Annotated in this window: 13 protein-coding genes; 7 read left to right on the top strand and 6 right to left on the bottom strand. The window is 59.4% G+C overall.

From position 1 onward, the window contains the following. Window positions 1–395: 395 nt before the first annotated feature. The gene (locus NW845_RS01105; RefSeq protein ID WP_414365748.1) at window positions 396–1,223 is read left to right on the top strand and encodes a DUF1350 family protein; all 828 of its coding nucleotides are present in this window, start codon (window positions 396–398) and stop codon (window positions 1,221–1,223) included. Here NW845_RS01105 and NW845_RS01110 read toward each other — a convergent pair. Next, complete coding sequence (locus tag NW845_RS01110) at window positions 1,220–1,459, bottom strand: hypothetical protein (protein ID WP_414370466.1); 240 nt, start codon at window positions 1,457–1,459, stop codon at window positions 1,220–1,222. The two genes, NW845_RS01105 and NW845_RS01110, sit on opposite strands and share 4 nt — an antisense overlap. A gap of 752 nt (window positions 1,460–2,211) precedes the next feature. Here NW845_RS01110 and NW845_RS01115 point away from each other — a divergent pair. Continuing rightward, entirely contained in the window at window positions 2,212–2,445 is a 234-nt protein-coding gene (locus tag NW845_RS01115) for a hypothetical protein (RefSeq protein WP_414376407.1), read from the top strand. A gap of 206 nt (window positions 2,446–2,651) precedes the next feature. Here NW845_RS01115 and NW845_RS01120 read toward each other — a convergent pair whose 3' ends face one another. After that, window positions 2,652–3,683, bottom strand: a complete 1,032-nt coding sequence (locus tag NW845_RS01120) for a hypothetical protein (RefSeq protein WP_414376409.1) — start codon at window positions 3,681–3,683, stop codon at window positions 2,652–2,654. A 345-nt stretch (window positions 3,684–4,028) separates the two neighbouring features. Next, window positions 4,029–5,135, bottom strand: coding sequence for a bifunctional diaminohydroxyphosphoribosylaminopyrimidine deaminase/5-amino-6-(5-phosphoribosylamino)uracil reductase RibD (gene ribD / locus NW845_RS01125; protein ID WP_414376410.1), 1,107 nt, complete (start codon window positions 5,133–5,135; stop codon window positions 4,029–4,031). Between the two features lie 156 nt (window positions 5,136–5,291). Here ribD and NW845_RS01130 point away from each other — a divergent pair, with 156 nt between their 5' ends. After that, a complete protein-coding gene (locus NW845_RS01130; protein ID WP_414365743.1) occupies window positions 5,292–6,890 on the top strand; it encodes a glucose-6-phosphate isomerase in 1,599 nt (532 codons plus the stop codon). A 125-nt stretch (window positions 6,891–7,015) separates the two neighbouring features. Beyond that, window positions 7,016–8,167, top strand: coding sequence for a glucose-6-phosphate dehydrogenase assembly protein OpcA (locus tag NW845_RS01135; RefSeq protein WP_414376413.1), 1,152 nt, complete (start codon window positions 7,016–7,018; stop codon window positions 8,165–8,167). 99 nt (window positions 8,168–8,266) lie between these two features. Here the strand turns inward: NW845_RS01135 and psb35 are convergent, their stop codons facing one another. After that, the gene (gene psb35 / locus NW845_RS01140; RefSeq protein WP_414359919.1) at window positions 8,267–8,563 is read right to left on the bottom strand and encodes a photosystem II assembly protein Psb35; all 297 of its coding nucleotides are present in this window, start codon (window positions 8,561–8,563) and stop codon (window positions 8,267–8,269) included. An 88-nt stretch (window positions 8,564–8,651) separates the two neighbouring features. Further along, window positions 8,652–8,870 carry a hypothetical protein gene (locus tag NW845_RS01145; RefSeq protein ID WP_414376415.1) on the bottom strand — a complete coding sequence of 73 codons (219 nt, stop codon included), beginning with the start codon at window positions 8,868–8,870 and terminating at the stop codon, window positions 8,652–8,654. 143 nt (window positions 8,871–9,013) lie between these two features. Here NW845_RS01145 and NW845_RS01150 point away from each other — a divergent pair, with 143 nt between their 5' ends. After that, window positions 9,014–10,303, top strand: a complete 1,290-nt coding sequence (locus NW845_RS01150) for a cysteine desulfurase (RefSeq protein ID WP_414376417.1) — start codon at window positions 9,014–9,016, stop codon at window positions 10,301–10,303. 82 nt (window positions 10,304–10,385) lie between these two features. Further along, window positions 10,386–11,501 (top strand): aldo/keto reductase, encoded by a 1,116-nt coding sequence (locus tag NW845_RS01155; protein WP_414376420.1) that lies wholly within the window; start codon window positions 10,386–10,388, stop codon window positions 11,499–11,501. Window positions 11,502–11,520: 19 nt separating this feature from the next. On the opposite strand, the gene NW845_RS01160 is transcribed toward NW845_RS01155, so the two are convergent. After that, on the bottom strand, window positions 11,521–11,904 hold the full coding sequence (locus tag NW845_RS01160; protein WP_414376423.1) for a hypothetical protein: 384 nt from the start codon (window positions 11,902–11,904) through the stop codon (window positions 11,521–11,523). Between the two features lie 127 nt (window positions 11,905–12,031). On the opposite strand from NW845_RS01160, the gene NW845_RS01165 reads away from it, so the two are divergent. Further along, window positions 12,032–12,709: a hypothetical protein gene (locus tag NW845_RS01165; protein ID WP_414376426.1), complete on the top strand. Its 678-nt coding sequence runs from the start codon at window positions 12,032–12,034 to the stop codon at window positions 12,707–12,709. Window position 12,710 lies beyond the last annotated feature (1 nt).

The following is a 12,710-nucleotide window of genomic DNA, read 5'->3' on the forward strand; positions in this document are numbered from 1 at the left end:
TCACAAGTCCAGGATGCAAGAAATACTTGACGTAGCCATCGTGAGGATCACGTATTTTGGCCAAAATCTAGGGCCGCCTATGCTAGCTTTACTCAGGGAAATTGCCAATGGTACTTTCACGGGGCCTCGCTGAGGCTTGGGAGCTTCCCAGGGAGGCTTGTCCAGTTTGCCCTTCCCAATCTTTTGCGAAGGGGGTGCGAGTGATGGGTTCACCCGATAGCTGCTGCAGTTCTGGCGACTTTGGGGCCAGTCGCACCCCGAGTGGGTTGCTGGGTCTAGGATCCCGGAGGGCGGGCCACTAGTCTGTCAGTACTCTATTAGGATGAAGTGGGATCCTGTCGGCTACCGGGTTTTGTGGGGAATCCCAGTCAAATCGCAGGTGAGGTTGCAGCACCATGACATTGACGTGGCAAACGGATGGACAGACTTGGTTTCTTCTGCCTCCCCAACCCCGTGCCGTGATCCACTTTCTGGGCGGAGCGTTTGTAGGATCCGCCCCGCAATTTTTCTACAGCCGCCTGCTGGAAGAATTGGCCCGCATGGGCATGGCCGTTGTGGCTACCGCCTACACCACCGACATTGATCACGCTCAAATTGCTTTCAAGGCAGCCCAATCTTTCCATAGAAGCCTGCAGAGCAAAGGTTTGATGGGGTTGCCCCTCTTTGGCTTGGGCCACAGCCTTGGCGGTAAGCTGCAGATCCTCTCCTGCCTAGCCCTTCCTTCTTTGGGATCCCAGCGGCGCGGAAATATTTTTTTGGCCTACAGCAATGCCGGCTTGGAGCGGGCGCTGCCGCTGTTGCAGGTGTTGGTGCAAGCATGGCCTCAACAACAACTTAGCGATCTGTGGCGGATGTGGATGGGATCCTCTTCGCCGCCGGTGAATCTGTGGTTGGAGTTTGAGCCTTCTCCGGCAGAAACCAATCGCCTTATCGAGGAGCAGTATCCGGTTAGAAACAACCTGCTTGTAGAGTTTCAGCAGGATGATATTGACGATATTCCGCTGCTCTATCAACAGCTTCGCCGCAGGTATGGAGGCTACACCGAATGGCAACGCCTGGAGGGGGATCACTTAACCCCGTTGGGTTTCAGCTATCCTTTCCGGGTCGAGGGGGAGTTCAGTCCCATCGATGCCTTCGCACAGTTGTTTTATCAAAACTTACTAGCTCCTAACCAACGAATGATCCAGAGTATTCGAGCCTGGCTGGCAGCACAACTGGCTTAATCGAGCCAGCTTAGGTCGGAAAGGAGCTCCTGTGAGTGGGGAGACTGGGCCTGCAGAGAAAACAGCATCTGTAGAGTGTCGCTCATCAAGAAGTAACAGGTTAAAACACCACCGGCAGCCACGGCCACCAGCGTTCCTGCCAACATACGCGAGAACTCCTGACGCTGAAACGCCTGTTCCATCAAGCGCAGCGCCCAGAACCCCAGTAGGATCACAATGGCAAGGATGATCAACATATCGTAATCTAAGCTGTAACCTATTGTAACGAAGCTGTCCCTCGACTGCCATTGACAAAACCTGGTTAAAACCTAAAGAGCTCTCTGTCCTCTGCGGCCAACAACTCGTTGGCAGGATAGCGGCGGGCGTGGCCCCCTGTGGCCTCCAGCCCTTTTGGCTGGCCTTGTCTGAGGCTATAGGCCCCAAGGGGATCCCGCCGGCAAAGATTGCTGGGCGGCTGGGTGTTCAAGCGGCCTACACCTGTTGCCCCTTGGGGGAAGCGCCGGCAACTGTTGCAAGATCTGGAAAAGGAGAAAGCTTCTGGGCAGATCCTCGCTCCTCAGGCCAATCCTCTGCAGGATACCAAAATACATCGACCCGCTGGCGGCTGCTCGCATTTACCCAGAGGGATAGCTTGGTAGTCCCGTACTTGAGTGCGGGGCGGAAAAGCCCGCAAGCAACTTTAGTTGCTCATCAATGGTATAGTTGTCACCGAGGCGTGCTGTTCCCAGGCAAGCCCCTAATCACGGTGAAAAACCCGACCGGTGGCAAGGATCCGGGAAAGACTAACGTCTCATCCAACCTGCAAGGACTCTGTACCGCTGACGCGAACAGAAAAGTCAGCAGAACCTGGGGGCTTTGCCTTAAGGAACTGTCTAGAGGCGTCTTGACAGTGCCTTTGCGAGTTCGTTTTTGAACTGCGTAAGAATCCCCTGCCTTTGGGCGGTGGGAGTATCAATCGATGATCTAACTGCTGCTCGAGAGGTGGGGTATGGTACGGCGAAGGCTGGCCTGTGCGGTTGGATCCCTGGCACTTCAGCGTTCTCTGCAGACCCCTTTGCAGCAGCGTAGCCGGGCGCTCAACCGTCGCCGCAAACTGATTTACTGCAGAACTCGCCTACTCTACCAGCGCAACTTGCCCCTTTACCTGCGCAATTTGTTGTTGCAGTACCGCACCAGCTTTATCTACAACCTCAAAGCTAGGCCCGTGATCAGAACTCGCTAGAGGATGTCGAGCTATCTTTTCACTCTCAGCGCAATAGTTTTCACAGCGCGAAAAATAGGCAGATGGCGATGGACATTGCCCTACCGGAAAAGCCTGGATTTATAGTCAAAAATTGTTCTCTGTAAGCCTTATCTCCCCCTTCCTTCTAAGAGAGAGGCTGGGCTCCCTCTGAGAGAAAAGAGTTGGAAGTGGGAGCCAAGCTAAGGCTACCGAATTGTGAAGCGGCCAACTCCTATCTTCTCGCCGTTGACCTGAACCTCGACACGGTAGCGCCCAGTGTAGGGTTGGCTGAAGCTGAGAAAGCCTCGCACCGTGTCGGCCAAGGGATCCCAGGGAAAATCAAACTTGCGGATCAGTTGCTCGCCCCCGGCTTCTCCGCCCTCGTAGTACCAAAGCATCTCTACCTGGGCGTTGGCAGGGAGGCTGCCCACCGGCAAAATGGCCCAGACTAGGGTATCGGTGGTCTTGAACTCGGTTGTGGCCTCGCCAGGGCTGCCGTCCCCCCGACCTCGGTGCAGGCTGATCACGCTTGTCCCCACCTCGTTTGGGGCCTTCTGGCTGTAGGCGCGGGCATCGGCTTGCGCTTCCTGACCGAGGCGCTCCAGCTCGGCCAGCAAATCTTCCTGCTGCTTCAGGGCATCGGTTGCTTCCTGCAGCCAGCGGGTGATCTGCCGCTCTGCGGTTGGGGCTTCTGGAGCTGGAGAAGAAGGCTTTCGGGCGACCCCCGTAAGGTTTTGGATGGGAAAGCCCCGAGCCGTCCCCACCTCGCTGCCCAGCAAGTTGAGCCAGCGACTCCGGATTTCGGGTGTCATCTCTGGCTTGGCGGCGTAGGCAATGCGCACAGGGCCGTCTGGGCCTTGGGTGATGCGGCCAATCTCATGCTCTTGGATCCCGGCAGCCTGCCCACGACAGCCGGCGCTACGGAACTCGTAGAGAACATCTTCTTCGCTCTCCCGGTGAAACTCCCAAGTCGTTTGGGGACAGTGTTCCAGGAGGTTATTCCGCATATTGTTTGCCAGGAAGCGGGGCGATTTTGGTACCTGAACGTTCATGACCGAGAGCATTTCTCTCCAAGAGGCCAAGCTTTCCTCGGGCCGTATGAGAACAGTCAATGTAGCCGTCTCAGTAACTTGGCGATCGGCAAAAGCCCACTCCCCCGCATCTCCCTCGATGATGACGTTTCCTGACGGGCTGAGGAAAGCCGAGGCAAAGAGCAGGCCGGCAAAAAGGTTTAACATGAGATTTGTGCTGGGAAAGTTCTCAATCAGCTCGCCGGGCAAGCAATGAAAAACAACTGGACAAAGAAGCTAGAGTCTTCGTCATTACCTTTCGCAAGGTTCACCTCAGGAGAATCTTGACAGATCCCTACAGCTTGATTTTGCTGACCTTACCGAAAGATCTTTATGACCCCTTATAATATCGGCCAGCATAGCACAGTTGAGCTCAATTCTGAAACCTACTTTGCAAGAATGCTGTATTTTTCTGATCAGTATATTCATTTACATTGAACAGATATCAGTCTGTTCGTTCAGACACTTAAAACCCTCCGGATAGCCCTCGCGAATTTGTCAACAATCGATCTCTTAGTCATCGGGGCTAGAAGAGGGGATTTTCCCGGTGATCAGCCAGTTATCCCCCACAGTCTGCAGTTGCAGCTCCAGCAGTTGCCAGCTCTGGTTCAGGTCAGGGATCCCTTCGCCTGCTACCGGGGTTGGGGCGTCGGCCCCGCCCAGGATCTTGGGAGCGATGAAGGCGGCCACTTTCTGGATGGCCCCATCCTTGAGGGCAGCCCAGGCCAGGGTGCCGCCGCATTCCCAGAGGGCGCTCAGACAGCCTCGCTCAAAGAGAACCTGCGCTGCTCGAGCCGGGGTTACTTGATCCAGGTGCAGCAGCTCCACCCCTTGCTGGGCCAGGGATCGCCAGAGGGGATGGGTCTCGGTGGCTTCTGTCATCACCAAAGTTGGCGCCTCCTCCACCTGCCAGAGGTGGGCCACGGGGGGTAGGTTTAGGGAGCGGCTGAGAACCACCCGCAGGGGCTGGGATCCTTGAAAATCCGGCAGGCGGCAGGTCAGGCGGGGGTTGTCGTGCCAGACAGTTTTCGATCCTACGATGACCGCGTCGTGCCAGGCCCGCTGGCGGTGAACCCACTCTCGCGCCAGGGGGTTGCTAATCCACTGGCTGTGGCCGGTGACGGCAGCGCTCTTGCCGTCTAGGGTCATGGCGTATTTGAGCAGGCCAAAGCACTGCTTCCGCACAATGGCAAAGGCAAAGCCCTCGTTGAGCTCTTGGCACTCCCGCTCCAGCACTCCCACGGTTACCTCGACCCCGGCCTCCTGCAGGCGGCGGATCCCTTTGCCGGCCACCAGCGGGTTGGGATCCTGCATCCCCACCACCACCCGCCGGATCCCGGCAGCCAGGATGGCCTCAGTACAGGGAGGGGTGCGCCCGTAGTGGTTGCAGGGCTCTAAGTTGACGTAGAGGGTGGCGCCCTTGGCCAGGGATCCCGCCTGCTGCAAGGCCAACACCTCGGCGTGGGGCTGGCCGGCTCCCGGATGAACGCCTTCCCCCACCGCCTGATCCCCCCGGACAACAACGCAAGCTACCCGCGGGTTAGGGGAGGGGCGCTGTGGTGTGGAGCGAGCCAAAAAGAGGCAGCGTTCCATCCACTGCCGGTCACACTCTAGGGGCATGGGAGGAGGCCTGGGCCTGCACCGTTTAGGCCAGCATTGCAACAACCCGTGCCTCGAATTCTATCGGCTTCTTGGCCCAGGGATCTATCTCGCCGGCGGCACCTCCCAGCGGGGCGGCTTTGGTAAGCTGGTTACGGCTTTGGCAGGAGGGATCCCATGGACAGCCTCCAACTCTGGCAGCGCTACTGCGATTGGCTTTACTACCACCCTGAGCTGGAAATTTTTGTTGATATCAGCCGCATCCGCTTTACCCCTGCCCAAGTGGAGGCGCTGCGGCCTCTCTTTGCCCAGGCCTTTGCCCAGATGCAGGCTCTAGAAGCCGGGGCCATCGCCAACCCCGACGAAGGCCGCCAGGTGGGCCACTACTGGCTGCGGTCGCCAGAGCTGGCCCCCACGCCGGAGATCCGGCAGGCAATTCAGGAGTGTATTGAACAGGTGGAGACCTTTGCAGAAAAGATCCACCGCGGCACAATCCCGGCTAGTGGGGGAGGATGTTTCACCGAGCTGCTCTGGCTTGGCATTGGCGGATCAGCCCTGGGGCCGCAGTTTGTGGCCGAGGCCCTGGCTCCGCTGCAGCCGCCCTTGAACATCCACTTCATCGACAACACGGATCCCGACGGGTTTGATCGCGTGCTGGGGCGGCTGGCGGACAAACTGGGACAAACTCTAGTAATTGTTGCCTCCAAGTCCGGCAGCACACCTGAGTCGCGCAATGGCTTGGTGGAGGTGGCGCTGGCCTACCAGAAGGCCGGGATCCCCTTTCCTGCTCATGCGGTGGCCATTACCGGCCCTGGCAGCCAATTGGAGCAGCAGGCACGGCAGGAGGGGTGGCTGGCAATTTTTCCCATCTTCGACTGGGTGGGGGGGCGCACGTCAGAAACCTCAGCGGTAGGCCTGTTGCCGGCGGCGCTGCAGGGGATCGATATCCGGGCTTTGCTGGCCGGGGCCGCCACCATGGACGAGGCCACCCGCGTACCCCATCTGGAGCGCAACCCCGCTGCCCTCTTGGCCATGGCCTGGTACATCGTCGGCGAGGGGCGGGGGCGCAAGGATATGGTGGTTTTACCCTACAAAGACCGCCTGGCGCTGTTTAGCCGCTACCTGCAGCAGTTGGTGATGGAATCCCTGGGCAAGTCCCACGACCTAAAGGGCAACCTGGTGGAGCAGGGCCTAACCGTCTACGGCAACAAGGGCACCACGGATCAGCACGCCTACGTGCAGCAGCTGCGGGATGGTCTCAACAACTTCTTTGTGACCTTCATCGAGGTGCTCCAGGATCGCGAGCCCGGGATCCCTTCCCCCTTTGTAGAGCCCGAGGTAACCAGTGGCGACTACCTAGACGGCCTGCTGCAGGGCACCCGCCAAGCCCTCTACGAAAACGGGCGCGACTCCATTACCGTAACCCTGCCGCGGGTGGATGCCCGCTCCGTGGGAGCCCTGATTGCTCTCTACGAACGGGCAGTAGGCCTCTACGCCTCTCTCATCCAGGTCAACGCCTACCACCAGCCGGGGGTGGAAGCGGGCAAGAAAGCAGCCAACGCCGTCCTGCAGCTCCAGCGTCAGGTGCTGGAGGTGATGCGAGAGCAAAAGGGATCCCTGACCTTGCCCCAGTTGGCGGAAAAACTGGGCTGCCCGGAGCGCGTCGAAACGCTGTACTGGATTGTGCGTCATCTGCATGCCAATGGCCGCGGCTTGGTTTTGGTGGGGGATCCCGGTCGACCCCTGGAGCTGAGCATCCAGCCCCGGCCCGCCTAAGCCTGCTGTTGCCTGGATGGGGTGCGAGGGCTGGAGCCGGCCAATCTGTACCTCACCTTAAGCTCCTCCAGAGCAGCCGGCCTACCTGTCTAGGATTGAGCAAGAGCCCACTGCAGGAGGAGACGATGGATCAACCTGCCGCCGTCCTGCCTTTACAAACCCCAAAAGATGTCTCCATCGAGGACATTGAGCAGGAGCTGAACAAGATCTGGTCTTCCAAAGGAGAGAGCGTCGCTGCCCGCGCCGCCACCTTTACCTTGGTGGTGTATGAATCGCTAGACGATGCCCTGTTGCTGCCCTCGCCTACCGTCGAGGCCATCGCCACCCAGAACCCCTGCCGCGTCATCGACCTAAGGGCCAAACGGGAGGGAGCCGCAGAGGACGCCATCGAGGCCCAGGTGGCCGCCTATTGCCCGGTGACCCGTGAGCAGCGCAGCTCGCTGGTGTGTTGCGAATACATCACCCTGAAAGCGCCGGAAGCAGCTCTTGTACGGGCTTGCAGTACTGTTGCCTCGCTACTGATCCCCAACTTGCCCACTTTCTTGTGGTGGCAAGGAAACCTGGACTTAAACAGCTTGCTGTTTCAAAAGTTGGTGGCCCTGAGCAACCGGGTCATTGTCGATTCGCGAGGCTTTGTCAATCCTGAGGAAGACCTGCAGGAAATGGACCTTCTCATCCGCGAGGGCCACCACTGCGGGGATCTCAACTGGCGCCGGCTGCTGCCCTGGCAGGAGCTTACTGCCCAAGCCTTCGATCCCCCCGACCGGCGGGAGTCGCTGTACTGGATAGATCAGGTAACGATTGACTACAAAGCCGGCAATCCCTGCCAGGCCCTCCTTTTCCTGGGCTGGCTGGCCAGTCGGCTGGGGTGGACACCCACTGAGCGAGCCCAGACTCAGGAACATGACTATGAGATTGACCGCATCCGCTTCCAAACCCAAACAGGGGGCGAGGTGAGGGCAGAATTGGCTGCTGTACCTTTGGCTTCCGAAATGAGCCAGCCGGGGGATCTCATCGGGCTGCGCCTCACCTCCAGCAACCAGGAAGTTGACGCCTGCACCGTGCTCTGTTCGGAAACCACGGGGTGCATGCGCATGGAGGCCATGGGAGGTGCCCAGAGATGCGTGGTTCGCCAGGTGGCCCCCCTGGAGCACGATTCCCTAGAAACGCTCCTGGCTGCCGAGTTGCAGCGGCCTGGCCCCGACTATCTTTACGAAGAAACCCTGGGGGTAGTGGCCCAGATCCTCAAGTTGCAGAGAAGCGGAAGGACAGGGTAGAGTCCCAAACTCCTTCGCAAGGGTCTTGCAACTCCCCGTTTTGCCAGCGAAAGCCCTGACTTCTCAGGCCACCTTGAGAGATTTCCTGTTGAAGCCAGCTCAGCGCAGCCCTAGGACAGAAGCCAGCACGCTGTGGCCTACCAGCGCTTCCACTGCAATACTGATGGCAAATCCCAGCATGGCCAAACGCCCGTTCCACCGCTCAGCTTGCTCAGTCCAGCCAATTTCCCACGTGGGCGAAGCCTCGTACTGAGGCACGTATCGCGGACGAGCAGCACCCTCCCAGCCCGCAGGGCGCTTGGAGTTGAAGAAAGCTATTGAACCGAGGACAACAGCCGCCACCAGCCCGCTCACCATAACGGCAATGTAGGGAAGGAAGGGATTGTCGAGTCTCATCGGCCTGTTCCGTTAAGTCAAAAAGTTAACCGCTTGGGCAAGTCCCTAGACCTAGGCAAGACGCCCGACCTGGTGCTGGCGTACTGAACTATTGCAGTCCCAGCCACTGGGCGAGAGTGGTGGCGAAAACACTGTGGCCCACCAGCACCTCTGTAGCAACGCTGATCACCAAACCCACCATGGCCAGGCGGCCATTCCAACGCTCCGCTTGCTCCGTCCAGCCCGGGATCCAGTCGTTGGTGGTGTCGTAGTATTGGGCCACAGAAGCGGAGTCGAGGCGAGAAGGGATCCTAGGAGAGGGTTGCATGGGTAATGCCTTGTAACTGGATGTAAACAAACTTAACATCAAATTACAGTCCGTGACAACTCTCTTCTGCCAGCAAGGGAGAGTTTTCGGGGCGGCTGGCCAGAGCAATGCCATACTGAGGGAGGTAGGCTTCTGCGCAGACTATGGCGGTATCCCCTCTTTCTTCTCCCAAGCTGGAACAGGCTTTTGACGCCGCTGCCGACCTAGCTGCCCAGGTGCGGTTGGATTTTCCAATCCTGCAGCGCCAGATCAACGGCCAGCCGCTCATCTACTTTGACAACGCGGCCACTTCTCAGAAGCCGCTGGCGGTTTTGCAGGCGATGGATCACTACTACCGCCACAGCAACGCCAACGTACACCGGGGGGTGCATACCCTGGGCAACGAAGCCACGGAGGCCTACGAGGGGGCGCGGGAGAAGATTGCCCGCTTTGTCCATGCGCCTTCCCCGCAGGAGCTCATCTACACCCGCAACGCCAGTGAGGCCATTAACTTGGTGGCCTACAGTTGGGGCATGAGCACCTTAGAGCGGGGGGATGAGATTATCCTGTCGGTGATGGAGCACCACAGCAATTTGATCCCCTGGCAATTCGTGGCTCAGAAGACGGGGGCCTGCCTCAAGTTCATCCGAATCACGGCCGAGGGTGAGTTGGATCTGGAGCACTACCGCTCTTTACTCGGCAATCGCACCCGTCTGGTGGCGGTGACCCACGTCTCCAACATGCTGGGATCCATTAACCCTGTTCAGGAGGTGATTGCGCTAGCCCATCACTATGGGGCTAAGGTGCTTCTGGATGCCTGTCAAAGTGTGCCCCACATGCCAGTGGATGTGCAGGCCCTAGATTGCGATTGGCTGGCCTTTTCTGGCCATAAGATGTGTGGCCCCACTGGGATCGGGGTGCTCTACGGCAAGCGGGAGCTGCTGCGGGCCATGCCGCCCTTTTTGGGTGGGGGCGAGATGATTGCCGAGGTGGACTGGGATCACGCCACCTATGCCGATATCCCCCACAAGTTTGAGGCAGGCACACCGGCCATTGCCCAAGCGGTGGGTTTGGGGGCAGCCGTCGACTACTTAAGCCAGATTGGGCTAGAGCGCGTGCATGCCCATGAGCAAAAGCTAACCGCTCGCCTTCTGGAAGGGATCCAGCGCCTTCCAGGCATTACAGTCTATGGTCCCAAGGATCCGGCGCGCCGGGCAGGGCTGGTCAGCTTTGCGGTGGAGGGCATTCACCCCCACGATCTATCCACGCTGCTGGATGAGCAGGGGATTGCCATCCGGGCTGGCCACCACTGCACCCAGCCGCTACACCGCCACTTGCAGGTGCAGTCGACAGCCCGGGCCAGCGTTTACCTCTACAACACCCTGGCCGAGGTGGATCGCTTCCTGGAGGTGCTGGCAGAGGCGGTGGCGTTTTTTAGAGAAGCCTTGGGGTAAAGTTGGGGGGTGTCCATCGCCGAGGAAGTTGATGCTGAGCCCACATCGCCCAGCTGAGCCGGAAAGCGGGGGGAGCTCCCCAATGCTCTACCGCCGCTTTGGGCGCACGCAGCAGCTCATGTCGGCTTTTTCTTTGGGCAGTATGCGCCTGGTCAACGTGCCACCAGAACAGGCCCAGGCCACGGTGGCAGCGGCGCTAGAAGCAGGGATCAACCACCTGGAAACGGCGCAGGCCTACGGCCAGGCCGAGGTGCTTTTGGGGGAAATCTTGCAGAGTCTGGCGGTGCCGCGGCAGCGCTTGATCCTAACCACCAAGCTCACGCCTGGCGAGAGGCTGCGGGAACGGCTGGAGGGATCCCTGCAGCGGCTGCGGGTGGAGTACTTGGATCAGTTTGCCTTCCACGGCATCAACCTACCCGAACACCTGGAGTGGGTACTGCAGGAGGGCTTGCCGCTCCTTAGGCAGGCGCAGCAGGAGGGCCTGGTGCGCTACATCGGCTTTTCCACCCATGGATCCCTGGAGCTAATCCTGCAGGCCATCCAGACAGGCCATTTTGACTTTGTGAATTTGCACTACCACTTTTTCCAGCAGCGCAATGCCGCGGCCCTGGAGGCGGCAGCCCAGCAGGATATGGGGGTGTTCATCATCTCCCCCGCCGACAAGGGGGGGATGCTCTACCGCCCGCCCCAGCGTCTGCAGGAGAGCTGTGCGCCCTTTAGCCCCTTGGAGTTTGCCTACCGCTTTTTGCTGGCGGATCCCCGTATCCATACCCTTAGTCTGGGCGTTACCCATCCCAGCGAGCTGCAGACAGCCCTGGCAGCCCTGCGGGATCCCGAGCGTTGGTGGACAGAGGGCCTGCAGGTGCAGGAGCGGCTGCGCCAAGCAGAGCAAGAACGCCTGGGATCCAGTCGCTGTAGCCAGTGCTATGCCTGCTTGCCCTGCCCAGAAGGGATCCACATCCCAGAGGTGCTGCGGCTGCGCAACTTGGCCCTTGCCCATGAGATGACCGAGTTTGCCCAGTACCGCTACAACATGTTTGGCCAGGCGGGGCACTGGTTTCCAGGAGTGCCTGCCGACCGCTGCAGCGAGTGCGGCGACTGTCTGCCCCGCTGTCCGGAGCACCTGCCGATCCCAGAGTTGTTGGCTGAAACTCACCGCCTTTTGCACCGCTCTCCCATCCGGCGGCTGTGGGAGTGAGAGAGGGGAGTTCAAGACTCTAGCGCCGTTTGCCGCGCAGGGTTTTGGTGCGGTTTTGTACCTGTCTCACGAACAAGGGCAGTAGCTGTTCCTGAATGTAGGCAAAGGCTGCCGGGAGGCCTTCTCTTTCGTAGATGAGGCCGATTTCTGCTTCCACCTGGGTGGGATCCCGGAGAGCCGACAAAAATTGGTTGGAAGTGAGCCAGGTGAAGAGTTCGGCGCGGCTAAGATCGCAGCCGGGAGGGGAAGGCACCTGCCAGTCGGGCGGTGGGCCGAGCAACCACTGGCGGGCAAATAGGCTCAGCACTGCATCTCCCAGCCACGCCTTGTCCCTCCGAGATCCCTCGTCCAACTGGGTCACCTGCTGTCTGATGGTCGAAGAAAATTGGGATCCGGGCACCATGGGAGCTTGGCAGCACTTAGGAGGAGCGGCAAGGGCAGCAGAGCTTCCCTGTCTCATTCTAAGATGGGGTCTGGCCCACCCTCAGCAGGTAAAGGGGTGGAGTTGGATGTTTTGAGGATCCCAGGGCATGTTGTTGGAGCTCACCCCAGAAGAGTGCGAGTCGGTGATCCCGCTGGTGCCTACGCGGCTCCAGTACGCAGCTTACTGGAGCGATGCCCTCAACAGCGTAGGCCGGATCATTACAGCCATTTTGGTGGGCGTAGCACTGCTGGTGCTGTCTCGCGCTTTTGGCGAGGGATCCTTCTTGGGGGCGGTCTCCTTTCTGGCGGGCTTTCTCTCGTTGCTCTATCCCTTTCTGTGGGGGCCGCTGTACACCATCTCCCGCCGGCAGCTAGCCTTTCGCGAGATCCCGTACGGAGGACTGTTTTTTGGGCAGGTGTTGAGCACCCGCCGCTATGAGGTGGTGGTGGAAGAGCGGGAAAAGGTGGGTGAAGACGGGCAACTCTATATCGAAGAAGTGCGCGAGCGCCAGTTTGAGATGGAAATTGGCGATGAAACAGGAGTCCTCTACCGAGTGCGGGCCAGGGACGATCCCCGCTACCGGCGAATTGTTAAAAAGCAATCGGTGCTGGCGCTGGTGAAGGCCTATTCGCGCGATCTGCGGCGCCGGCCGACCTTGAGCGAAGTCTACGTGGTCAAGCTAGGGGAGTGGGTGGGAGATGTCTCCTATCTGGAGCGGGAGGCGTTTTTGGAGTTGGCCGACGAGCTGCTGGCGCTCGAGCTAGGACCAGAGGTGAAGGCATAGA

This window comes from Synechococcus sp. H60.2, assembly GCF_047462315.1.
Taxonomy (GTDB): domain Bacteria; phylum Cyanobacteriota; class Cyanobacteriia; order Thermostichales; family Thermostichaceae; genus Thermostichus.

Excerpts from the sequence above, each read along its gene's own strand:
- NW845_RS01135 (WP_414376413.1), top strand. The coding sequence starts at position 7,016 with ATGGATCAACCTGCCGCCGTCCTGCCTTTACAAACCCCAAAAGATGTC.
- NW845_RS01150 (WP_414376417.1), top strand. The coding sequence starts at position 9,014 with ATGGCGGTATCCCCTCTTTCTTCTCCCAAGCTGGAACAGGCTTTTGAC.
- NW845_RS01165 (WP_414376426.1), top strand. The coding sequence starts at position 12,032 with ATGTTGTTGGAGCTCACCCCAGAAGAGTGCGAGTCGGTGATCCCGCTG.
- NW845_RS01145 (WP_414376415.1), bottom strand. The coding sequence starts at position 8,870 with ATGCAACCCTCTCCTAGGATCCCTTCTCGCCTCGACTCCGCTTCTGTG.
- psb35 (WP_414359919.1), bottom strand. The coding sequence starts at position 8,563 with ATGAGACTCGACAATCCCTTCCTTCCCTACATTGCCGTTATGGTGAGC.
- NW845_RS01115 (WP_414376407.1), top strand. The coding sequence starts at position 2,212 with ATGGTACGGCGAAGGCTGGCCTGTGCGGTTGGATCCCTGGCACTTCAG.
- NW845_RS01105 (WP_414365748.1), top strand. The coding sequence starts at position 396 with ATGACATTGACGTGGCAAACGGATGGACAGACTTGGTTTCTTCTGCCT.
- NW845_RS01120 (WP_414376409.1), bottom strand. The coding sequence starts at position 3,683 with ATGTTAAACCTTTTTGCCGGCCTGCTCTTTGCCTCGGCTTTCCTCAGC.
- NW845_RS01110 (WP_414370466.1), bottom strand. The coding sequence starts at position 1,459 with ATGTTGATCATCCTTGCCATTGTGATCCTACTGGGGTTCTGGGCGCTG.
- NW845_RS01160 (WP_414376423.1), bottom strand. The coding sequence starts at position 11,904 with ATGGTGCCCGGATCCCAATTTTCTTCGACCATCAGACAGCAGGTGACC.
- ribD (WP_414376410.1), bottom strand. The coding sequence starts at position 5,135 with ATGCCCCTAGAGTGTGACCGGCAGTGGATGGAACGCTGCCTCTTTTTG.
- NW845_RS01155 (WP_414376420.1), top strand. The coding sequence starts at position 10,386 with ATGCTCTACCGCCGCTTTGGGCGCACGCAGCAGCTCATGTCGGCTTTT.
- NW845_RS01130 (WP_414365743.1), top strand. The coding sequence starts at position 5,292 with ATGGACAGCCTCCAACTCTGGCAGCGCTACTGCGATTGGCTTTACTAC.